Raw genomic sequence first — 21,011 nt, 5'->3', positions numbered from 1 at the left:
TCTGGGGCCATGCGCATTGGATGGGGCGAGGCCGAGAGCTGGCCACGATTCGAGATCCTGACCCCGGTTGCGGAGGAGAACCTCATCCGGCTTCCCTACCGCGGGGTCGCGGATGACGGCACCGCCACGTCCTTCGAGGAGCGGATCGAGCTCCCCGAATCGCTGACGGATGCCCCCGTCGGGACGGTGACAGGGCTGCTGCGGCTGCTGTCACTGGCCGCGTCGCTGAGCTACCTGAAGGCCTTCAGCCCCTGCCCGGTCAACGTCCCGGACGGGTTGACCGAGGCCGAGCGCGAGTTCCTCGCCGCCGTGATCCGCGGCGGGCTGGGCGAGTTCGCCTACACCAACGGCCTGCCTCGTGCCCTGCAACCGGAGATCGACGCGCCCGTCCTGGCGGAGCGGTGGCAGCGGGGCGGCTCGCACCCGGAGGGCCCGCGCCGTGCCCTGGTGCCGGTGGGCGGAGGCAAGGACTCCATCGTGACGATCGAGGCGCTCAGCGGGGCGGGAGTGGACGTGCAGCTCGTCGCCGTCAACCCGAAACGCCCCCAGCTGGACACGGCGACGGTGGCCGGGCGGCCGCTGCACGCGGTGACGCGGCGCATCGACCCGCGTCTGCTCGAGCTCAACGCGGCCGGGGCCCCGAACGGGCACGTGCCCGTGACCGCCATCAACTCGCTCATCTCACTGCTGACGGCCGTCGCGACGGGCTGCGACGCGGTGGTGTTCAGCAATGAGGCGAGCGCCTCCTTCGGCAATGTCGACTGGGAGGGGCAGGTCATCAATCACCAGTGGAGCAAGGGCATCGATTTCGAGAGGCTGCTCCGCCGGGTGCTGCCCGCGGGGGCCCCCGGCTACTTCTCCCTGCTGCGTCCCCTGACGGAGCTGCGGGTCGCCCGTCGCTTCGCCTCCCACACCGACTACCACCCGTTCTTCACCAGCTGCAACCGCGCCTACCGCATGACCGCCGGTGAGGGGGCGACGTGGTGCGGGAACTGCCCGAAGTGTCGTTTCGTGTTCCTCATCCTGGCGCCGTTCATGGGCCGGGACGCGCTGCTCGCGATCTGGAACGGCACGGACCTCCTCGCCGACGAGTCGCAGCGGGCCGGGTTCGTCGAGCTGCTGGGCGTCGAGGGGACGCTCAAACCCTTCGAGTGCGTCGGGGAGCCCGATGAGTGCCGGGTCGCCCTCGACCTGCTGCGCCGTCACCCCGAGTGGGCCGACCATCCCGCCCTCACGACGGGGGAACTCGCCGCGGTGGAGGCGACGAGCGGTGAGGCGGAACGGGTGTTCGCGTGGCAGAGCGACGATCACTGCCTGCCGGAGCAGCTGCTGGAGGTCGTCCATGCGATTTGAGGACCTGCACGGCCGTCGGGTCGTGGTGTGGGGTGCCGGTCGTGAAGGGGAGGCCGCCCTGGCGGAGCTGACCGCGCGCGGCATCGACGCCCGCGTCGCGGTGACGGGGTCGGGGACGATCCCCGACCACCTCGCCTCGGTGGGGATCTCCGGTGAGGAAGGTCTCGCGGCGCTGCTCGCCGCTGATGTCGTGGTGAAGTCCCCCGGCATCCCCCGCACCTCGGATGAGTTCCAGCGGCTCACGGCGGCCGGGGTGAGGCTGACCTCGCTGTCGGATCTGTGGCTGGCGGCCAACCACTCGCACGCGATCGGGATCACCGGGACCAAGGGCAAGTCGACGACCTCGGCCGTGACCACCCATGTCCTGGCGGCGCTCGGCTGGGATTCCCGCCTCGTCGGCAACGTCGGCACCGCCGTGACGGGCGTGTTGACCGACGAGCAGGTGGCGGTGATGGAGGTCTCCAGCTACCAGGCGTCGTCGTTGACGGTCTCGCCCCGGGTGGCGGTGGTGACGTCGCTGTTCCCGGAGCACCTGCCGTGGCACGGCGGTTTCGAGGCGTACCGGGACGACAAGTTCAACCTCCTCGCGCACGGCCCGGAGGTGGTCGTGGTCTCGGATCTGCAGCCGGAGCTGCGGGAGCTCGCCGCCGAGCGGGCGCCCGCAGCTGCCCTGCTCACCCCGGCGGCCCTGGGCCTGTCGGTCACGCCCGACTCCATCACGTGGGAGGGGGTGGGGCGACTCGACGCCCACGAGCTGCGCCTCAGGGGCGGCCACAACGTCGGCAACGCCGCCCTGGGCCTGGCGACGGCGCGGGCGTGGTGCGGTGAGGACTTCGACGCGCCCGCCGCCCTGGCCTCGCTGCGGGACTTCGAGCCGCTGGCGCACCGGCTGGAGGTGGTCCCGTCCAGCGACTCCCGCACCTGGGTGGACGACAGTCTCGCGACGAATCCGCAGGCGGTCATCGCGGCGCTGCTGACCTATCCGGACGCCCCGGTGGTGCTCATCGTGGGGGGATCGGAACGGGATCTGCCGTTCGGCCCGCTCATCGACTTCCTCGCAGCGCGCACCGCGCCGACTCAGGTCGTCACGATCGGCCCGGCCGGTCACCGCTTCGCGGACGAGGCCGCCGACCGCATCCCGGGGCTCGTCAGGGCCGAGGGCTTCGACGACGCGATGCGCAGGGTCCGCTCCAGTTCCCTGGAGCAGGCCGTCGTGCTGCTGTCGCCGTCGGCGCCGAGCTTCGACGAGTTCGTCGACTACCGGGATCGTTCCCGCGCCTTCCGTCGAGCGGCACTGGCCTGAATCAGCTCAAAGCCCCCCGGCCAGGATGAGCAGGACCGTCACGGAACAGCCTCCTGCGACGGCCAGGAGGACGAGATCGGCCAGCTTCCAGCGGGCCTGGGCCCACCAGAGCAACGCGACGGCAGCGAGGCTCGCCCACCCGACGGGGGCGCCCGCGATGTCGGCATGGCGGGCGATGTCCATGCTCGCCTTGACCATGGACAGGCTCGTGGTGACGAGGAGGCCGCAGATGACCGGCAGGATGTAGGTGCCGAGTCGTCGGACGAACACCGACCCCGCCACCTTCTCGTGACCGGCCAGCAGGGCCAGCGCGGGGATGCAGCTGGCGGCCACGCTGACCACGAAGGCCGCGACGGCCAGGGTCACCCCGAGCGGCCATCCCCCGGCCTGGCTGCCGAAGAGGAAGCCGAGGCAGGAGGCGATCTTGACGAGGATCGGGCCGGGCAGCGCGTTGGCGATGGGCACGGTCTGGCCGTAGAACTGGGCCCCGTCGACCATGCCGCTCTGGACGAAGAAACCGTCCGCGACCGCCACATAGGCCTCCCCACCGCCGAAGGAGGTCACGGTGGACAGCCCCACCAGGCCGAGGAACCGACCGCCACCCGGGAGCAGGAGCATCAGGAGGAGGGCGGTGCCGAGAAGGCCGAGGAACACTCCCGCGGCGAGCCACGGGGCCCTCGAGGTGACGGCGACCGCTGCTTTCCGGGTACCGCGCCCGGGCCGGATGAGGTGCCCGACGGCGATGAGGGCGATGGCGAGGATGACGACCTGCACGGCGCTGAGCCGTGGTAGGGCGATGTGCCACTCCTGCCCGAGGAGTCTGCCGAGGGTGGCGAGAGTGGTGGGGCCTCCCGTCGCGAGGAACGACGCGACGAGGACGAGCAGGGCGATGCGCCAGCGCTGCCCCGCGGCCCGGATCACCTTCACCATGAAGTGCCCCATGAGCACGATGATGAAGGCGCTGATCCCGACGGCGGCGAACTCGACGAGCCGGATCCCGGCCGGACCGATCGCCGCGAAACCGGCCAGGAGCGCCACGTTGAGCAGGGCTCCGGGCAGGGCGACGGCGAGGGCAGCGAGGACCGCGCCGAGGGGGCGGCCCAGCTGGGCCCCGGCCTGGGCGGCGAGCTTGACGGGCAACGCACCGGGGGTCAGGTTGGCCACGAGGGTGTGGGTGCCGAACTGCGTCGAGGTGAGCAACCCTCGTCGTCGCACCAGTTCGTCGTCCATGACGGGAATGAGGGCGGCGCCGCCCCCGAAACCGATCGTCCCGACCCGGAGCATCCCGGCCAGGAGGGAGCCCAATCCGGAGTGTCTCATCCTCACCTCGCAACACGGCTGGCTATATCCACATGGTTACACATTCACACCTTGACATGCCAGATTTCAGGCGCTCTACTATGAACAACCGGTCCGAAGGAGGTGGCGATGACGCCCGACTATCCCCTCTTGGGGCTCCTGGCGCGTCGGCCTGCGAGCGGCTACGACATCGGCAAGTGGCTTCGCGTCGACGGTCGTTTTCTCGGCCGCAAACCCTCCATGACCCCCATCTACCGTGCCTTGGCGAAGCTGCTGGACCTCGGCTGGGTCCAGGCCGTCGTCGATCCCCGCGACACCGCCCCCGCCGCGAAGGTCTACCACCTGACCGAGCAGGGCCGCCAGGCGCTCAAGGAATGGGCGATGAGCGACCACGTGCCCGCCGAACGCCCCGCCGCCCCCGACCTCGCGATCCGGCTCAGCTTCGCGGGACAGCTCGGCCCCGAGTACGCGTTGCGGATCGTCCGCACCGAACTGGAGTTCCGCCGTCGGCAACGGGCGGAGGAGGAGGCGAACCTCCCCGTCCTCGACGTCTCCCCCATCCCCGAGATCTCCGCCACCTGGCTCGAACGCCTCGACACCCTGGTGCGCAACCGCGGTTGGCAAGCCACATCACTGCTGATCGGGTGGCTGGAAACCACTGAACGCGAGCTGGCCCGCATGGTGGCAGACCAGCAGAAAGGAGTGGAGCTTCAGTGAGCTCAACGAACAAGGCCGAGGTGAGATCGGCCAAGAAAGGTAATCCCTGGTGGTGGCTGAGCCTGGTCTCGGTCCTCGCCGGGATCGCCGCCTGGTGGGGTGCCTCACACCTCCTGCCCACCCTCCCCGGCCCGGACAAGGTCGTGATGCGTGCGATCGATCTGGCACAGCGCGGCATCCTCCTGGCCGACATCCTCGCCAGCCTTCAGCGCGTCCTGCTCGGGTTCTTCATCGGCTCCGGCCTCGCGATTCCACTCGGTTTCGCCATGGGCTGGTACCAGCCGGTGCGGGCGATCATCGAGCCCTGGACCCAGTTCTTCCGCACCATCCCGCCGTTGGCCATCATCCCGCTGGCCATCGTCTTCCTCGGCATCGGCGAGGTGCCGAAGGTGTTCGTCATCGCCCTGGCCGCGTTCCTCGTCTCCATCATCGCGACCTTCCAGGGCGTGGTGAACGTGGATCGGACCCTCATCAACGCGGGCCGGGTCCTCGGGGCCAACGACCTGGTGATCTTCCGGCGGATCGTGGTCCCCGCGTCGCTGCCGTTCATCACGGTGGGTCTGCGTCAGGGACTCGGTTCCGCCTGGGCGACCCTGGTGGCCTCGGAGCTCATCGCCGCGCAGCAGGGCCTCGGCTACCGCATGCAGAACGCCCAGATCTACTACCAGATCGACACCATCTTCGTGGGCCTGATCTGCATCGGTGTCCTCGGTCTCATCATGGACCGGATCGTTCTCTGGTTCGACACGAAACTCACCGGATGGCAGGAGCGCCGATGAACACCACGGACAAGATCGTCTTTGACCGCGTCACGCAGGTCTTCAACATCAACGGCAAGGACTTCACCGCCGTCTCCGAGCTGTCCCTCACCATCGCCGACAACGAGTTCGTCACGGTGGTGGGCCCCTCGGGCTGCGGCAAGTCCACCATCATGAACCAGGCTGCCGGGCTGCTCCAGCCCACGACGGGCGAGGTGCGGGTCGACGGGGTCGCCGTCACCAAGCCGGGACCGGAGCGGGGCGTGATCTTCCAGCAGTATGCCCTCTTTCCCTGGCTGACGGTCCGGCAGAACGTCGAGTTCGGGCTGGAGCTGAAGAACATCCCGAAGGTGCAGCGGCAACGCATCGTCGATGAGCAGCTGGAACTCACCGGACTCAGCGCCTTCGCCGACGCCCTGCCGAAGAATCTCTCCGGCGGCATGAAGCAGCGCTGCGCCATCGCCCGGGCCTATGCCGTGAACCCGTCGATCCTCCTCATGGACGAGCCCTTCGGTGCCCTCGACGCCCTCACCCGCGTCCACATGCAGTCACAGCTGCTCGAGACCTGGGAGCAGGAGAAGCGCACCGTCATGTTCATCACCCATGACGTCGACGAGGCCGTCTTCCTGGCCAACCGCGTCATCGTCATGGCCGCCCGGCCGGGTCGCATCCATCGGATCATCGACGTCGACCTGCCCTACCCCCGCACCGACGAACTGCGGTTGAGTCCCGAGTTCTCGGCCATCCGCAACGAGGTGTGGGAATCCGTCTACCACCAGGAATCCAAGTGACACCCCAAAGGAGAACACTCATGTCCGCACCGAATCGTCGTCAGCTCCTGCTGGCCTCCCTCGGGATCGCCGGCACCACCGCCCTGGCCGCCTGCGGTGGCGAGAAGCAGAACGGCTCCCAGGGATCCTCCGGCGGTGACGCCCCCAAGGCCGAGGGCCCCGTCGACAAGGTCAAGGTGGGCTACATCGAGGACGGCAACGGCTGCATGCTCGTCGCCATCGCCAAGGAGCAGGGCCTGTGGGCCAAGCACGGCCTCGAGGCCGAGACCGTCGCCTTCACCAACGGCCCGCTCCAGATCCAGGCCCTCGGCACCGGGGACCTCGACTTCGGCTACATCGGTTTCGGCGCCCTGTGGCTGCCCATGAGCGGCCAGGCCAAGGTCGTGTCCATCAACAGCCGGGGCCTGGCGGACCGGATCCTCGGTCAGCCGGGGCTGGCCTCGATCGAGGACCTCAGGGGCAAGCCCGTCGGCGTCCCCGAGGGCACCTCCGGCGACATCCTTCTCGGGCTGGCCCTCAAGAAGGCCGGGATGACCACCTCGGATGTCGAACGCCTCGCGATGGACCCGCCCACCACCATCTCCGCCTTCGCATCGAAGCAGATCCAGGGCGCCGCCATCTGGTACCCGCACGTCGCGACCATCAAGAACCAGGTCCCCGACCTCGTCGAGATCGTCAAGTCCGCCGACTTCAACGAGCTGGCCTTCCTCGCCGCCCAGGTCGCCGCGCCGAACATCACGGAGCGTCCCGAGGTGCTGAAGAAGTTCCAGGCCGTGTGCAAGGAGGCCTTCACCTGGGCGGCCGCGAACCGCGAGGAGACCACGAAGCTGCTCGCGACCTTCCTCGGTGCCCCCGAGGACGCCATCGCCAGTGAGCAGGAGTTCGTCGAGGTCTACAGCGCCGACGACGTCACCAAGGGCAGTGAGGACGGCTCCTTCGAGGCCTTCCTCAAGGGCCTGAACGAGGTGTTCGTGGAGCAGGGCAAGATCGACAAGGTCACCCCCGTCTCCGAGTACTGGCTGGCCGACGAGTACAAGAAGGCCTGATCTTGACCAACCTGATCTTCGTGATGTCCGACGATCACGCCGCCCACGCCATCAGCGCGTACGGCAGCGTGGTCAATCAGACCCCTCACATCGATCGGCTCGCCGAGGAGGGGGTGCGGCTGGACCGGGTGTTCTGCACCAACTCCATCTGCACCCCCTCCCGGGCGACGATCCTGACCGGCACCTACTCCCACGTCAACGGGGCGTGTTCCATCTACTCGGAGCTCGACTACCGCGTCCCCACCTACGCCCAGGTGTTGCAGGAGGCGGGCTACCAGACCGCCATCTTCGGCAAATGGCATCTGGGAGTGAGCGAGAAGGCGAATCCCCGGGGATTCGACGAGTGGAAGATCTTCCCCGGCCAGGGCGCCTACATCGACCCGGTCATGTACGGGCCCGACGGTGAGGAGACGGTCGAGGGCTACGCCTCCGACATCGTCACCGACCTCAGCATCGACTGGTTGGAGCGTCGCGACCCCTCACGCCCCTTCTGCCTCATGGTCCACCACAAGGCCCCGCACCGGCCGTGGATCCCCGACGAGAAGCACAAGGACCTCTACCCGGTGGGTTCCATCCCGGAGCCGCCGACGATGTGGGACGACCACGCCACCAGGAGTGAATCGGTCAAGCGAGTCGCGATGAACCTCGACGATCTCACCGAGACCGACGTCAAGGAGCCGGTCCCCGATGAGCTCCAAGGACCCGACAAGCGGGTGGAACGGTCGCGGTGGAAGTACCAGCGCTACCTGCGGGACTACCTGCAGACCATCCAGAGCGTCGACGACAACGTCGGGCGGCTGCTGGACTGGGTCGAGGCCAACGGCCTGAGCGAGGACACCGTCGTGGTCTACACCTCCGACCAGGGTTTCTTCCTCGGCGACCACGGCTGGTTCGACAAGCGGCTGATGTTCGACGAGTCGCTCGGGATGCCGCTGCTCATCCGGTGGCCCGGCCGGATCGCCCCGAGGTCGCAGTGCTCCGCGATGATCACCAACGTCGACTTCGCCGCCACCTTCCTCGAGATGTGTGGCATCGACGCGGACGAGGCGTTGCCCGAGCATCAGGGCCGCAGCTTCCTGCCGTTGCTGCGCGGCGAGCAGGTCGCCGACTGGCCGACGTCGATGTACTACCGCTACTGGGAGCACGACGACCCGGAGCACCACGCCCCGGCCCACTACGGGGTGCGCACGGAGCGCTACAAGTACATCGTCTACTACAACGACGGGCTCGGCACTCCCGGGTCGTCGGGTGAGGTGATGCCGACGGAGTACGAGCTGTACGACCTCGTGACGGATCCTGCGGAGTTGACCAACGTGGTCGACGATCCTGACTACGCGGCGGTGCGGGCCGAACTCGCCGACGAGCTGGCCCGGCTGCAGGAGAAGTACCGGGATCAGCCCTACGTCGGTCCGGACACGCCGCGACTCGACTGGAGCGTGTAGCGGGATGCGGCGACTGCCGTTGACGGTGGTGGCCAAGCCGAACGGCGCCGCCTGCAACCTCGACTGCACGTACTGCTTCTTCCTGTCGAAGGAGGTGCTCCACGACGACTCGGGGTCCCGCATGGGCACGAGCACGCTGGAGGCCCACATCGCGGGCCAGCTGGCCGCCCTCCCGGACGGCGAGGTGGAGTTGACGTGGCAGGGCGGGGAGCCCACGATGCGTGGGCTCCCCTTCTTCGTCCGCGCGGTGGAACTGGCCCGGCAGCTCGCCCGGCCGGGCCAGCAGGTGCGGCACAGCCTCCAGACCAACGCGACCCTCATCACCGACGAGTGGGGCGAGTTCCTCGCGAGGGAGCGGTTCCTCGTCGGGGTCTCCGTCGACGGCCCCGCCGACCTCCATGACTCCCACCGGGTGAACCGTGCTGGTCGCGGCACCCACGCCCAGGTGCTGCGGGGTTGGGAGATCCTGCAGCGCCACGGCGTCGAGTGCAACATCCTCACCACGGTCAACGCCGTGAACGCGGATCACGGCCTGAGGGTGTACCGGCATCTGCGTGACGACCTCGGTGCCCGGTTCATGCAGTTCATCCCCGTCCTGGAACGGGTCCCGCAGGCCGACCTGGCGCGGGCGGAGGCGGGATGGCGCGACGAGAACGGCGTGAGGCTGCTGTACCGCCAGACGGGGAACGCGGTCACGTCCCGTTCGGTCACGGGGCAGCAGCTGGGGGAGTTCCTCGTCGAGATCTTCGACGAATGGGTGATGAGGGACGTCGGGGAGGTCTTCGTGCAGGCCTTCGACGAGATGCTGGGGGCTCGGCTCGGCCGTCACCGGCTCTGCGTCACGGCCCCGGAGTGCGGCACGGCCCTGGCCGTCGAGGCCAATGGCGACGTGTACTCCTGCGATCACTTCGTGGAGCCCGGCTTCCTGCTCGGCAACGTTCACCGGGACCGCTACACCGATCTGCTCGCCTCGCCGGAGCAGCGCGCCTTCGGATCGGCGAAACGGACCGGTCTGACCAGCCAGTGCCGTTCCTGTCCGGTCCGGTGGGCCTGCAACGGCGGCTGCCCGAAGGACCGCTTCGCGGTGAGCCGCGACGGGGAGGAGGGGCACAACCACCTGTGCGAGGGCTACCACCGCTTCTTCACCCACGCCACCCCGGCCATCGAGCTGATGGCGGGACTGGTGTTGGCCAGGCGCCCGGCGGCCGAGGTGATGTCCCTGCTCAAGGACTGACCCACCGACGAGACACTGCTGCAAGAATGACTTCATGAGGATCACGCAGGTCACCGCCCACAACTGGCGGAACTTCAAGAATCTCAGTTTCAGTGTTGGCGACAGACTCCTGATCGTCGGTCCCAACGCATCGGGAAAATCGAACCTGCTGGATCTGTTCCGGTTCCTCGGGGACATCGCCCGTCCCGGCGGGGGGCTCTCCGCAGCCATCGCGCGTCGCGGCGGCCTGTCGAAGACCCGCTGTCTCTTCGCCCGCAACAACCACAAGGGCGAACTCAACATCGAGGTGACCCTGCAGGACGACGACACCACATGGCACTACGAATTGGCCATCAAGGGACGCTCGGGCGGCCGGAACGAACCACACGTGGTGCGGGAGACCGTGAAGCGGGACGGTGACATCCTCCTCGAGCGTCCGGACGACCACGACGAGCAGGACCCCGACCGGCTCCTCCAGACCCACTTGGAGCAGATCTCGACCAATCAGTCGTTCCGGCCCATCGCCGACCACTTCACGAGGACCCGGTACTTCCATCCGGTACCCCAGATCATCCGCAACGCGCAGCTGGCCGGCATCTTCGACACCAAGGAGTTCGGCAGCGGCATGATCGCCGAGATGAACGCCACGCAGACCCGGACGCGGGATGCCTGGTTGAAGCGCATGGCCAACGCCCTCAAGGCCGCTGTCCCCAATTTCACGAGTCTGGAGCTCAGATCCGATCACGCCGGGCAGCCCCATCTGGTCGCCGGGTACCGGAACTGGCGAAGCACTCCGTCGGAGCAGAACGAATCCGAGTTCTCGGACGGCACGCTTCGTCTCATCGGGCTGCTCTGGGCGATCGTCAGCGCGCCGAGCAGCGGTGGCACCTTCCTGCTGGAGGAGCCGGAGCTCTCCCTCAACACCGCCATCGTCCGCAAGCTCCCCTCTCTCCTCGCCAGGGCGCAGCGCAGTTCCGCGATGCAGGTGCTGCTCTCGACCCACGCCCCCGAACTCCTCGACGACGAGGGAATCCATCCCGCCGAGATCCTGGTGCTCCGGGTGACCGACGACGGCACCGTCGCCCAGCCCTTGTCCGACATAGACGAGGCGGCGGACGAGGTGGCGGCGGGACTTCCCCTCTCGGAGATCACCGCCTCCCTCATCAGCCCTGGGGACCTCTCCGGGCTGATGACCGCGGTGCGAAAGTAAGAGGCCCATGCACGTCGTCGTGGAGGGTCCGTCCGACGAGGGCGTGGCGCGCCGGGTCGGGAGCCATTCCGGGCATCAGGCGGCCCAGGTTCACGTGGCGCACGGACGCACGAGGCTGGATCCGAAGCTCGGCAAGTACTCCTTGGCGGCCCGGAGAGAACCCTGGGTCGTGTTCCGGGACTCGGACTCCCAGTGCCCCGTCTCCCTGCGGAAGAGGCTGCTGGCCGGGATCCCCGAGAATCCGCTGCTCCTGCTCCGGATCGTCCACAGCATGACGGAGGCATGGCTTCTCGCCGACGTGGACGGATTCGCATCGTACTTCCGCGTCAGGAAGCAACAGGTGCCCAACGACCCGGAAACCGTTCAGAACGCGAAGCAACTCCTCCTGCGGTTGTGTCTCGGCAGCAGGAGCCGGGACATCCGTGAGGAGGTCGTTCGGGAGGACGGTTCAGCGGGGCCGCTGTACACGGATCACCTCGAGGAGTTCGCCCTCCTCCACTGGGATCTCGAGGCCGCCATCACTCGGAGTGACTCCCTGCGGCGGGCGGTGCAGGCTCTCGCTGCCCTTCCGCCCCGACGTTGAGGACCTCGGCGAGCCTCGTCGGCAGGTCCGCCTCGAAGATCTCCTCGAGCCGGATCCGCTCCCCGGAGGCATCTCCCAGCGGGACCCGCCAGTTCGGGTACTCGTTCATCGTCCCGGGCTGGTTCTGGGTGCGCAGTTCCCCGACGGCGTCCGCGAGGGCCGCGACCAGCACCCTCGAGCGCGTCAGACCGAGGTAACGGTGCAGCGCCAGCATGATCTCCGCGGTGTCCTCGGCGTGTTCGGGGGCGAGCACCCCGTACTCGACGAGTCTCGCCGCCCACATGTCACGTTCACGCCGCGCATGGACCAGTTCCTCGGCCAAGGGCTCGGTGAGGATGCCGAGCTCGTGGCGCAGCTCGACGTGGCCGCCCTTGAGATAGCCCTGCGTCGGTGGCAGGTCGTGGGTGGTGACCGACGCCATGCAGTACTCACGCCAGTGGTCGGGATCCAGCAGGTTGCCCGCCTCGTCGTACTCCCACCAGAGCACCCCCGTGCCGAGGATGCCCCGTCGGGCAAGATAGCGCCTCACCCAGGGCTCGACGGTGCCGAGGTCCTCCCCCACCACCAGGGCCTGGGCGCGGTGTGCCTCGAGCGCCAGGATGCCGACGATCGCGTCGTGGTCGTAGCGGACGTAGGTGCCGCCTGCCGGCCCCAGCCCTTCCGGGACCCACCACAGCCGGAACAGGCCGATGATGTGGTCGATGCGGAGCCCACCGACCCCGCGGAGCGCCCCCCGGACCATCTCCTTGAACGGCGCGTAGGCCAACTCCTCGAGGCGACGCGGGTTCCACGGCGGCTGGCCCCAGTCCTGACCGGCCTGGTTGTACTGATCCGGCGGTGCACCGACGGTGACCCCGGATGCGTAGACGTCACGCATCAGCCAGGTCTCGGCGCTGGCCCGGCTGACCCCGACGGCGAGGTCCGCCAGCACGCCCACCGTCATCCCCGCCTCGTCGGCCGCGGCCTGGGCGGCCCCGAGCTGCTGCTGCGCCGTCCACTGGAGCCATTCGAAGAACTCGACGCGTTCGGCGTTGTCGGCGGCGAAGGCCAGGGTGGCCTCCGAGCGGGGATCCCTCAGTTCCTCGGGCCACGACCGCCAGTCGACACCATGGACCTCACACAGGGCGCTCCAGGTGGCGAAGTCACGCAACTCCGGTCCGGCGTGGCGTCGGAAGGTGGCGAAGGCCAGCTGACGGGCCGCCCGTCGCTGCGCCCGGAACACCTGCCACAGCGCCTCCTTCTTGGCGGCCCAGATCGAGTCGCGGTCGATCGTCGTCCCGTCACCGCGCACCGATTTGCGCAGCCGCTTCAGCTCGGCGACGCTGTCGCGGCTGAGCTCGGTGAACTCCGGGATGCCCTCGGGACGAATGTAGAGGGGGCTGAGGAACCGGCGACTCGCTGGCAGGTAGGGCGAGGGTTCGATCGGGGCGACGGGCTGGGCGGCGTGCAGCGGGTTGACGAGCACGAACCCGGCCCCCTGCTCGCCCCCGGCCCACGTCGCCAGATCGGCGAGGTCGACGAAGTCCCCCATGCCCCAGGATCGCTTCGACGTGACGCTGTACAGCTGGCAGGCGTATCCCCACACCCGTGAGTCGCGCATCCGCTCCGGGAAACCGACGAAGGTGGGGGCGACGACGACGCTGGCCTCGAAGTGGCCCTCGACGGACTCCGCCTCGAGGCGGTGGTAACCGAGCGGGAGGTCCGCGCCGAAGGAGAACGACGCCTCACCCCGCCAGGCGCCACGGACCTCCCGGTCCGGCACCCAGTTGTCGATCTGCCATCCGGGATGGACCCGGCCACCCTCCGTGACGAGCCGGACCTCCACCCCGGTGCCCGCAGGGACATGGACGTCGACGACGACCTCCACTCCCTCCTCGACCACCGTGCACGGGGGCAGGACCCGAAGCCAGGCCTCGTCGTCGAGGGCGGCGAGCGCCGCGCGGCACGCGTCGTCGCTGCTGGCGTCGATCCCCATGGCGGCGAGGACCGCGACGATGGTGTCGGCTGCGATGAGGGTGTGGTTTCCCTTCCAGTCCCAGAACTCGCGGGCGATCCCGACCCGCTCGGCAAGCTGCTGCAGGTCGGATGAGAGGGTGGTCAACGCGGGCTCCTCGGGTTGGTGTTCTTGACCACGACGGTCCCTGCGACCATGTCGTGGAGGGTCTGCTTACTCGGGGTGAACAGGGGGAGCAGGAAACTGACGAAGCCCACAAACACGAGGAAACCAATGCTGAGGACCTCCATGACGAGGGCACGGAAGAAGGCCCGCAGGAGGTCCGGTTTCGCGGCCTCGGGCTCGGTGGCGGGCACCACCTTGATCCTCAGCAGCATCTTGCCCAACGATGCACCACGCCACGTCACGAAGGCCGTGTGGTAGATCACCGCGAGGATGTGGGTGGCGAGCCCCCCGCGCGCGAGCGCCTCCATCGCCTCCGTGGGCTCCGGGGGCAGCTGGGTCCGCCCCGACTGGAGGTGGAGCATCACCTGCTCCAGCCAGGCCAGCACCGTCTCGTAGGCCCCCGGGGCGAAGGCATTGATGAGCAGGTAGGCCGGCACCGCGAGCAGCAGACCATCCACGAGGTGGGCCGCGACCCGGGCCCACCAGGAGGCGTAGGCCGGCGGGTACGTCGATGTTCCCGTGGGCGGTTCGAAGGGCAGGGCGGATGGTCGGGTGACGTGGGACCAGCCCTCGCCGTCCCAATAGCGTTCCCCGCCGCTGCCCGCGGGGTCGGGATACCAGCCCGGGGCCGGCTGCGAGGAGGCGTGGTTCATGGCCCCAAGGATGCCATCTGACGTGCTCGCCCCGCCAACACTCACGACGTCGTGTCCCGGACCGGGCCGATCCGCAGCGACACGGCCACGGAGGCACAACCGGCGACGAGCAGTGTGAGGAAGACCCAACCGAGGGAGGGCACCCCTCTGCTGACGAGTCCGGCGTGCACCGCCCCGACGGTGGCGGCGAGCACGGAGTTGCCGAGGGCCTCGGAGATCTGGAGGGCGGCCGAGTTCCGGCCCTGCTCGTGGTTTCCGGACAGCGCCATCGTCGCGACGGCGGTGCTCGCCATCATGAGCCCCATGCCGCAGCCTGACAGGGTCCACGCCAGGACCGCGAGAACCAGTGGCAGCCACGCCCACACCATGAACGCGGCGATGCCCGCCACCCCGAGGGCGCACAGCACGGTGCCGAGGGTGATGATCTGGTCGCGTCGCAGCCGCATCCAGGGCCTTGACTGGAGCCACGATCCGAGGGTCCAGCCGGCCGAACCGATGGTGAGTGCGATCCCCGCCTGGAAGGCGGTCAGCCCCCTCACCTCCTGCAGACCGAGCAGTAGGAAGGCCTCCCCTGCGAAGAAGGCCCCGGCCTGGAGGGCGCGGGTCACGACGATTGGCCCCAGCCCGGGCCGGAGGCTGCGGACCCGCTCCGGCAGCACCCGGGGCATGGCGACGGCCAGGCCGGCCAACCCTGCCACCCCCGAGACCACGGACCAGTACGAGTCGGACAGCACCCCCACCAGCTGGAGCAGGGCGGGGCTCGCCACGACGAGGGCCACCGCCCACACCGGGTTCCTGGCGGGGACCTCCGCCGGACGGTGGGCCGCCTGCGCGTTCCTCACCCGGGGCAGGATGAGCAGGGCCGAGAGCAGCAGCATCGGGACGCCGAGCCCGAAGGTGAGTCGCCAGTTGATCCTCACCAGGAGGGCCGAGACGGGCGGACCCACGAAGGCCGGCAGCAGCCAGCACAGGCTCAGCCACGACATCACCACGGGTCGCCGCTCGGCGGGGAACACCAAGGCGATCACGACGAACAGGGCGAGGTTCATCGCGCCGCCGCCCAGCCCTTGGAGGAATCTCGCGGCGATGAGGGTCGGGACGTTGACGGCGAGCATCCCGCCGAGCAGTCCGAGCAGGAACAGCGCGAAGCCGACCGTCATGGCCCGCAACGGTCCGTGACGATCGGTGTGGGGGCCCGCCACCAGCAGCGACAGCAACATCCCCATGACCATGCCGGAGAACGCCCATGCATAGTGGGCCTCGCCGTGGAGCGCTCGCATCACGTCCGGAAGCGCTGCGGCAACGCCGATCATCTGGAAGGCGATGCCGAACACGGCCAACAGGATGCCGAGCAGCAGCCCCTTGGTGTCGTCACTTCGTCCCGTGTTCTGTTCCACAGCTCTAGAATCCTTGTCCATGAGTGAACTTGCCCCCGGCTCCCAGACCGTCCTCGACGAGCGCCCGGACCTGCGGGATTCGGACGACCACGAGCGGTACTCCCACTACGTCCCCAAGCACAAGCTCGCGAAGGCGATGGTGACCGGCACCCCGATCGTGGCGCTGTGCGGCAAGGTCTGGGTTCCGTCGAGGAACCCGGAGAAGTTCCCGGTCTGCCCGCAGTGCAAGGAGATCTGGGAGTCGATGAAGCCGGGCCGCCCCGAGGAGTGACCCGACGGCCGCACCGACGGGGCTGTCAGTAACGGTAGTGGTCGGACTTGTAGGGGCCCTCGACGGGGACACCGATGTAGGCGGCCTGCTCGGGGGTCAACGTCGTCAGTTCCGCCCCGAGGGAGCCGAGATGGAGGCGCGCGACCTCCTCGTCGAGGTGCTTCGGCAGCACGTACACGCCGGGCGGGTACTCGGCGGTGCGGGTGAACAGCTCGATCTGGGCCAGAACCTGGTTGGTGAAGGAGTTGCTCATCACGAACGACGGATGGCCGGTGGCGTTGCCCAGATTGAGGAGTCGGCCCTCGCTGAGGACGATGACGGCGTGCCCGTCGGGGTAGACCCACTTGGCGACCTGCGGCTTGATCTCGACCTTCGTCACATCGCTGCGCGCCTCCAGTCCGGCCATGTCGATCTCGTTGTCGAAGTGGCCGATGTTGCCGACGATGGCCTGGTGCTTCATCCGGGCCATGTGCGACTCCATGATGATGTCGCGGTTCCCCGTCGCTGTGATGAAGATGTCCCCCTGCTCCACCACGGAGTCCAGCGTCGACACCTGGAAGCCGTCCATCGCAGCCTGCAGGGCACAGATGGGGTCGATCTCGGTGACGATGACCCGGGCGCCCTGGCCACGCAGTGACTCGGCACAGCCCTTGCCGACGTCACCGTAGCCACACACCACCGCGACCTTGCCGCCGATCAGGACATCGGTGGCGCGGTTGATGCCGTCGACGAGTGAGTGACGGCAGCCGTACTTGTTGTCGAACTTCGACTTCGTCACGGAATCGTTGACGTTGATGGCCCCGAACAGCAGTGTGCCGTCGCGGTGCATCTCGTGGAGCCGGTGGACACCGGTGGTGGTCTCCTCCGTGACGCCGAGGATCCCGGCTGCCAGGGCCTCGAAGTCGAGCTGGCCGAGGCACTCCCGCAACGTCGCCTTGACGACGCGGGCCTCGGCCGAGTCCTCCGGGGCGTCATCGGGCACGCGTCCAGCCCGCTGCGCCGCAACCCCGTCATGGACGAACATGGTGGCGTCGCCGCCGTCATCAAGGATCAGATTCGGCGCGGAACCGGGCCACTCGAGGATCTGTCGGGTGCACCACCAGTACTCCTCCAGCGTCTCCCCCTTCCACGCGAAGACCGGGACCCCACGGGGGTCATCCGGGGTGCCGTCCGGCCCGACGACGACCGCGGCGGCCGCATGGTCCTGGGTGGAGAAGATGTTGCAGGAGGCCCATCTCACCTCGGCGCCGAGTGCCACGAGGGTTTCGATGAGAACCGCGGTCTGCACCGTCATGTGCAGTGACCCGGCGATCCTCGCCCCTGCGAGCGGTTTCGTGTCGCCGAAGCGCCGTCGCATCTCCATGAGGCCCGGCATCTCGTGCTCGGCGAGAGTGATCTCCTCGCGCCCGAAGGGGGCAAGGCTCAGGTCGGCTACGCGGAAGTCAGTCACGCCGGGGAGTCTACGCCACGGCACCGTCCCGCAGTGCCGCGGCTGGTAGGGTCGCGGTGTCCGGACGACGCCGACAGGAAGCGAGTCCACCATGGAGTGGCCCGAATTCGAGAAAAAGCTGTTCGATCAGCTCGTCACCCTCCCCGAGAGAACCATCTGCATCATCGGGCTCGGGGAGCAGCAACGACCCTACGTCCAGTTCGCCGGCATCCACGCCTTCCCGAACAACAACATGACCATCGTGTGTGGCTTCGAGGATGAGAGCCCTGAGCGGCGGTTCACCCCGGAGGAGGAGGCCTTCTTCGTCGAGTGCAACTTCGAACGTCACGATGAGGACCCGAGCTACTGGGAGCAGGAGGTGGCGTGGCCGCCCAGCGGGCAGGCCCTGTTGAAGGTGGTCAGGGGCTTTCTGGCCCGGCTGCGGGACATCGAGGGGGTTGCCTCGCCTGATGAGCTGACCTACAGGTCGTGGCGGGCCGCGGGCTACGGCATCGGCCGGTTCCGTGAGATGACGTACCCGGCGGACCATGACCTCACCCTGCGCAGGTTGGGGCTGAGGAGGATCGAGTCCTGACCGAGGGGTTGACCGTCCACTCCGACGGCTGGGGAGAGAAGCTGCGGTTCTTCGACTCCGCTGCCTCCCATCTCGCCCTGACCCGCCCGGTCCGGGCCTTCCTCGACGAGGCCGGGCGCGCTCGGTGCCGTTCGGTGATCCGCACCCGTCACGACGCCCATCTCAGCTGGTTCGTCGCCGACGAGATGCGACGGAGGAGGGTGCGGTGGCTGGTGCTCGGTGCCGACGGACTCGATTACGACGCGCGTTCGGGTCTGCCCGTCGAGGCCCCTCCCGGTTCCCGGGCTGCCCGGCTTCCAGTCGAGGATGCGCCCCTGCCGAGGTGTCCGGCGTTGACCTTCGACGTGAAGATCCGGGATTCGGCGAGCCACGGCACCACCTGTGGTCGCGTCGCGGAGTTCATGGTCGCAGCACTCGGGGGTGGCCAGCTCACCGTCATGGACACCGTGGAGCCGCTCGGGCAGCCCTGGTCCACATCGGGGCTCACCTCGCGGCTGCGCTCCGAGATGCCCCTCAGCCGTCGGCACCTCGCCCGTGCCACGGGCGGTGCCGTCGCCAGCATCCAGGTCAAACGCACCCGGCAGGGGATCGCGGAGCACAGTCGGGGTGTCGTGCCCCTCACCGGATTGGAGAGGATCGACCCGGCTCTGGCCCACGTGGCGGAGGAGGCGCTGGTGGGCCTGAACTCACGGTTTCGGGTCACCATGGCCACCGCCACCGTGACCACCGTCGAGATGTCGAAGGGACGGCCCGGGGTCTCGGCCCGCCCCCGGCTGCCGGAACTGCCAATGGCAGTGCTGATCGGACCTGCATTGTTGTCCAGTCTGGGTCTGGATCTCGATGACGCCAGGAAACGGTTCAATGCCACCACTGTCGGCCCGACCAAGGTACCTGCCCTGTATCTCCCCCTGGCCGACGACCCCGGCCGGTACCAGCGCTTCGCAGAGCACGTCGACGGTGAGGTGTTCCGCGACGTCCTGCGGGAGGCCGTCGAGTGGGATGCACCGGAGGAGAAGGGGTGGGGTGCGTGACCGTCGAGAAGATTCTCGTCACAACGGCTGAACCGACCTTCGAGGGGATCGTGACCGCGCTGGCCGCCTTCGTCCCCGACGGCGCGCTGCTAGGAGACTTCTTCCCCATCACCCTGCTCTCGGGAGACGACGAGCTGTGGTTCACGATTCATGCCCCGCGACATCTCGAGGTCGACGCTGAGGCCCGTCTGTTGCTGGAGGACCCGCCCGCCCGCATCACGTGGTGGACCGAGGTCGCTCTGCCAACCTGGAATCCCGAACCGGGCCTGGTGATCCTGAAGCATCTGGCCGAGTACCTCGACGGCACTGTGCACGACCGGGAGGGCGAGCCAACGGCCTGATCCCCCGTCGGCACACCGGGAGGGGATCAGCGAAGGCATCGGAGGCCCTGATTCGAGGTTTGCCCTCTTCCTGCACGATCCTCCACGACGTCGATCCGTGACCCTGGTGGTTTCGCCTGCCTTATCTCGGGTTCGCCTGTCCTGGGTGTGGCTCGCCTGCCTTAACGGCGGCTCGCCTGTCTTGTTTGGCAGGCGTTTTGAAAGAAGGCAGGCGTTACCGATCCAAGGCAGGCGAACCCGCCGTAAGGCAGGCGAATCAGCGCACTGCGGAGGCCGACGGGACGGGGTGATCGGAGGACGGGTGGTCACGAATCGCCGCTTTGCTTCGGCGAGATCGCGATGTCAACGCTGCCATGGAAGCAGGACGGCGGTTCGTGACCCCTGACACACGGTACTGGAACTGGAGTTGGGCCGGAATCCCACCAAGTCTCGACACGGGCCTTCCGCAAGCTCCGGCCCCGGCTCGACCAACGGGGGGAATCACCACCGCTCCTCCGTCCTGTCAGACGTGGTGAAATAACAGGTAATCAAAGTAGGTTTCAGATAAATCTCAGCATAGGCCTGTTCATGCAGCTTCCAGATTAACGTCGACGGATCCGTCATCACACTCCACGGCTCACCCCACACCCCACAAAACGCCTCCACATACCTGGGCCACCAATCCACCACCACCACATTCCCCAGCAGATCCTCACCCCAATTTCTTACCAGACCAAAGCGCACTTTGAAAAGAGCTCCACTTTCACCATCCCCCGAGACCAGGACAAACCGAGACTCACCCCATTCCTCATACCTGTACCGGGATTCGATATTCGTGGGCTCCCACCCGAACTCCGCCGCCAACCCCGGAATGTCCTCCATACTCACCGGAGCAGGCAACCCCGCCAGACGCTCGATCCAGGTCCGGGCTGTCTCAAAGGAAAGGTGTCTCAAGACGTCACCCTCCCCCCACTGGTCGAGCCGGACCGTGATCCCCGGCGAGCAGCTCGACCAACGACGGAAATCACCACCGCTCCTCCGTCCTATCAGACGTGGTGAAAGAACAGGCGACCAAGGTAAATCTCAGCATACCCCTGCTCATGCAGCTTCCAAATCAACGTCGACGGATCCGTCATCACACTCCACGGCTCACCCCACACCCCACAAAAAGCCTCCACAAAACGGGGAAAAAAATCAGCCACCGCCACATTCCCTGCGAAATCCTCCCTCCAGTTCCTTGCCACATTAAAGAAAACGCTATACAACTCGCCGGTCTCATCATTGCCCGGCACCAGAATCATCTGAGGCTCCCCCTCTGCCTCATACTTGTACTCGTCATCCCACTTGGTGGGCTTCCAACCGAACTCCGCCGCCAACCCCGGAATGTCACCCATCCTCACCGGAGCAGGCAACCCCGCCAGACGCTCGATCCAGGTCTGGGCCGTCTCAAAGGAAATATGTCTCAAGGCGCCATCCTCCTC

21 protein-coding genes are annotated in these 21,011 nt (G+C 67.9%); 14 read left to right on the top strand and 7 right to left on the bottom strand.

All coding sequences use genetic code 11. The features are described 5' to 3' along the window. Positions 1–9 precede the first annotated feature (9 nt). Together EII35_RS15995 and murD are read left to right on the top strand one after the other, a co-directional pair. On the top strand, positions 10–1,353 hold the full coding sequence (locus EII35_RS15995) for a hypothetical protein (RefSeq protein ID WP_185744319.1): 1,344 nt from the start codon (positions 10–12) through the stop codon (positions 1,351–1,353). After that, complete coding sequence (gene murD / locus EII35_RS12560; protein ID WP_185744318.1) at positions 1,343–2,656, top strand: UDP-N-acetylmuramoyl-L-alanine--D-glutamate ligase; 1,314 nt, start codon at positions 1,343–1,345, stop codon at positions 2,654–2,656. Before EII35_RS15995 ends, murD begins: the two co-directional genes overlap by 11 nt. 6 nt (positions 2,657–2,662) lie before the next feature. On the opposite strand, the gene EII35_RS12555 is transcribed toward murD, so the two are convergent. Continuing rightward, a complete protein-coding gene (locus EII35_RS12555) occupies positions 2,663–3,976 on the bottom strand; it encodes a chromate transporter (RefSeq protein ID WP_125228810.1) in 1,314 nt (437 codons plus the stop codon). A gap of 108 nt (positions 3,977–4,084) precedes the next feature. Between EII35_RS12555 and EII35_RS12550 the strand changes: the two genes are divergently transcribed. From EII35_RS12550 to EII35_RS12515, 8 genes are read left to right on the top strand one after another with little or no spacing between them, the layout of a single operon-like run. After that, positions 4,085–4,672: a PadR family transcriptional regulator gene (locus EII35_RS12550; protein ID WP_125228809.1), complete on the top strand. Its 588-nt coding sequence runs from the start codon at positions 4,085–4,087 to the stop codon at positions 4,670–4,672. Continuing rightward, positions 4,669–5,451, top strand: coding sequence for an ABC transporter permease (locus tag EII35_RS12545; protein ID WP_260465125.1), 783 nt, complete (start codon positions 4,669–4,671; stop codon positions 5,449–5,451). Before EII35_RS12550 ends, EII35_RS12545 begins: the two co-directional genes overlap by 4 nt. Further along, complete coding sequence (locus EII35_RS12540; protein WP_125228808.1) at positions 5,448–6,221, top strand: ABC transporter ATP-binding protein; 774 nt, start codon at positions 5,448–5,450, stop codon at positions 6,219–6,221. Before EII35_RS12545 ends, EII35_RS12540 begins: the two co-directional genes overlap by 4 nt. A 20-nt stretch (positions 6,222–6,241) precedes the next feature. Continuing rightward, on the top strand, positions 6,242–7,267 hold the full coding sequence (locus EII35_RS12535; RefSeq protein ID WP_221739750.1) for an aliphatic sulfonate ABC transporter substrate-binding protein: 1,026 nt from the start codon (positions 6,242–6,244) through the stop codon (positions 7,265–7,267). A gap of 2 nt (positions 7,268–7,269) precedes the next feature. Then, positions 7,270–8,709, top strand: a complete 1,440-nt coding sequence (locus EII35_RS12530; RefSeq protein ID WP_260465124.1) for a sulfatase family protein — start codon at positions 7,270–7,272, stop codon at positions 8,707–8,709. 4 nt (positions 8,710–8,713) lie between these two features. After that, complete coding sequence (locus tag EII35_RS12525; protein WP_125228805.1) at positions 8,714–9,943, top strand: anaerobic sulfatase maturase; 1,230 nt, start codon at positions 8,714–8,716, stop codon at positions 9,941–9,943. Positions 9,944–9,977: 34 nt separating this feature from the next. Next, positions 9,978–11,132, top strand: coding sequence for an AAA family ATPase (locus tag EII35_RS12520; protein WP_125228804.1), 1,155 nt, complete (start codon positions 9,978–9,980; stop codon positions 11,130–11,132). Positions 11,133–11,139: 7 nt separating this feature from the next. Beyond that, positions 11,140–11,715, top strand: coding sequence for a hypothetical protein (locus tag EII35_RS12515; RefSeq protein ID WP_125228803.1), 576 nt, complete (start codon positions 11,140–11,142; stop codon positions 11,713–11,715). On the opposite strand, the gene malQ is transcribed toward EII35_RS12515, so the two are convergent. The 3 genes from malQ to EII35_RS12500 are packed head-to-tail and all read right to left on the bottom strand — an operon-like array spanning position 11,651 to position 15,884. Beyond that, the gene (gene malQ / locus EII35_RS12510; RefSeq protein ID WP_125228802.1) at positions 11,651–13,816 is read right to left on the bottom strand and encodes a 4-alpha-glucanotransferase; all 2,166 of its coding nucleotides are present in this window, start codon (positions 13,814–13,816) and stop codon (positions 11,651–11,653) included. The two genes, EII35_RS12515 and malQ, sit on opposite strands and share 65 nt — an antisense overlap. Beyond that, entirely contained in the window at positions 13,813–14,487 is a 675-nt protein-coding gene (locus tag EII35_RS12505; protein WP_125228821.1) for an RDD family protein, read from the bottom strand. The genes malQ and EII35_RS12505 overlap by 4 nt, the downstream gene beginning before the upstream one ends. A gap of 41 nt (positions 14,488–14,528) precedes the next feature. Further along, a complete protein-coding gene (locus EII35_RS12500; RefSeq protein WP_185744317.1) occupies positions 14,529–15,884 on the bottom strand; it encodes an MFS transporter in 1,356 nt (451 codons plus the stop codon). 19 nt (positions 15,885–15,903) lie between these two features. Here EII35_RS12500 and EII35_RS12495 point away from each other — a divergent pair, with 19 nt between their 5' ends. After that, positions 15,904–16,155, top strand: coding sequence for a DUF3039 domain-containing protein (locus EII35_RS12495; protein WP_125228800.1), 252 nt, complete (start codon positions 15,904–15,906; stop codon positions 16,153–16,155). Between the two features lie 25 nt (positions 16,156–16,180). Here the strand turns inward: EII35_RS12495 and ahcY are convergent, their stop codons facing one another. Further along, positions 16,181–17,605, bottom strand: a complete 1,425-nt coding sequence (ahcY, locus tag EII35_RS12490; protein WP_260465123.1) for an adenosylhomocysteinase — start codon at positions 17,603–17,605, stop codon at positions 16,181–16,183. Between the two features lie 91 nt (positions 17,606–17,696). Between ahcY and EII35_RS12485 the strand changes: the two genes are divergently transcribed. The 3 genes from EII35_RS12485 to EII35_RS12475 are packed head-to-tail and all read left to right on the top strand — an operon-like array spanning position 17,697 to position 19,551. Next, entirely contained in the window at positions 17,697–18,179 is a 483-nt protein-coding gene (locus tag EII35_RS12485) for a TY-Chap domain-containing protein (RefSeq protein ID WP_125228798.1), read from the top strand. Positions 18,180–18,187: 8 nt separating this feature from the next. Further along, a complete protein-coding gene (locus EII35_RS12480; protein WP_125228797.1) occupies positions 18,188–19,210 on the top strand; it encodes a DUF6177 family protein in 1,023 nt (340 codons plus the stop codon). Continuing rightward, positions 19,207–19,551 (top strand): hypothetical protein, encoded by a 345-nt coding sequence (locus EII35_RS12475; protein WP_125228796.1) that lies wholly within the window; start codon positions 19,207–19,209, stop codon positions 19,549–19,551. Before EII35_RS12480 ends, EII35_RS12475 begins: the two co-directional genes overlap by 4 nt. A 480-nt stretch (positions 19,552–20,031) precedes the next feature. On the opposite strand, the gene EII35_RS12470 is transcribed toward EII35_RS12475, so the two are convergent. Both EII35_RS12470 and EII35_RS12465 read right to left on the bottom strand, forming a co-directional pair. Beyond that, positions 20,032–20,418, bottom strand: coding sequence for a DUF6301 family protein (locus EII35_RS12470; RefSeq protein ID WP_125228795.1), 387 nt, complete (start codon positions 20,416–20,418; stop codon positions 20,032–20,034). A 158-nt stretch (positions 20,419–20,576) separates the two neighbouring features. Further along, positions 20,577–21,011, bottom strand: a 435-nt coding sequence (locus EII35_RS12465; protein ID WP_221739749.1) for a DUF6301 family protein, incomplete at its 5' end; no start/stop codon positions are given.

It is taken from the genome of Arachnia propionica, from assembly GCF_003932785.1.
Classification (GTDB): domain Bacteria; phylum Actinomycetota; class Actinomycetes; order Propionibacteriales; family Propionibacteriaceae; genus Arachnia; species Arachnia propionica_B.
This window is presented reverse-complemented; position numbering and strand designations above follow the sequence as displayed.

What these genes read in the sequence shown, in the direction of transcription:
- EII35_RS12515 (WP_125228803.1), top strand. Translation starts at nt 11,140, where the DNA reads ATGCACGTCGTCGTGGAGGGTCCGTCCGACGAGGGCGTGGCGCGCCGG.
- murD (WP_185744318.1), top strand. Translation starts at nt 1,343, where the DNA reads ATGCGATTTGAGGACCTGCACGGCCGTCGGGTCGTGGTGTGGGGTGCC.
- EII35_RS15995 (WP_185744319.1), top strand. Translation starts at nt 10, where the DNA reads ATGCGCATTGGATGGGGCGAGGCCGAGAGCTGGCCACGATTCGAGATC.
- EII35_RS12485 (WP_125228798.1), top strand. Translation starts at nt 17,697, where the DNA reads ATGGAGTGGCCCGAATTCGAGAAAAAGCTGTTCGATCAGCTCGTCACC.
- EII35_RS12495 (WP_125228800.1), top strand. Translation starts at nt 15,904, where the DNA reads ATGAGTGAACTTGCCCCCGGCTCCCAGACCGTCCTCGACGAGCGCCCG.
- EII35_RS12540 (WP_125228808.1), top strand. Translation starts at nt 5,448, where the DNA reads ATGAACACCACGGACAAGATCGTCTTTGACCGCGTCACGCAGGTCTTC.
- EII35_RS12550 (WP_125228809.1), top strand. Translation starts at nt 4,085, where the DNA reads ATGACGCCCGACTATCCCCTCTTGGGGCTCCTGGCGCGTCGGCCTGCG.
- EII35_RS12555 (WP_125228810.1), bottom strand. Translation starts at nt 3,976, where the DNA reads ATGAGACACTCCGGATTGGGCTCCCTCCTGGCCGGGATGCTCCGGGTC.
- EII35_RS12525 (WP_125228805.1), top strand. Translation starts at nt 8,714, where the DNA reads ATGCGGCGACTGCCGTTGACGGTGGTGGCCAAGCCGAACGGCGCCGCC.
- EII35_RS12505 (WP_125228821.1), bottom strand. Translation starts at nt 14,487, where the DNA reads ATGAACCACGCCTCCTCGCAGCCGGCCCCGGGCTGGTATCCCGACCCC.
- EII35_RS12535 (WP_221739750.1), top strand. Translation starts at nt 6,242, where the DNA reads ATGTCCGCACCGAATCGTCGTCAGCTCCTGCTGGCCTCCCTCGGGATC.
- EII35_RS12520 (WP_125228804.1), top strand. Translation starts at nt 9,978, where the DNA reads ATGAGGATCACGCAGGTCACCGCCCACAACTGGCGGAACTTCAAGAAT.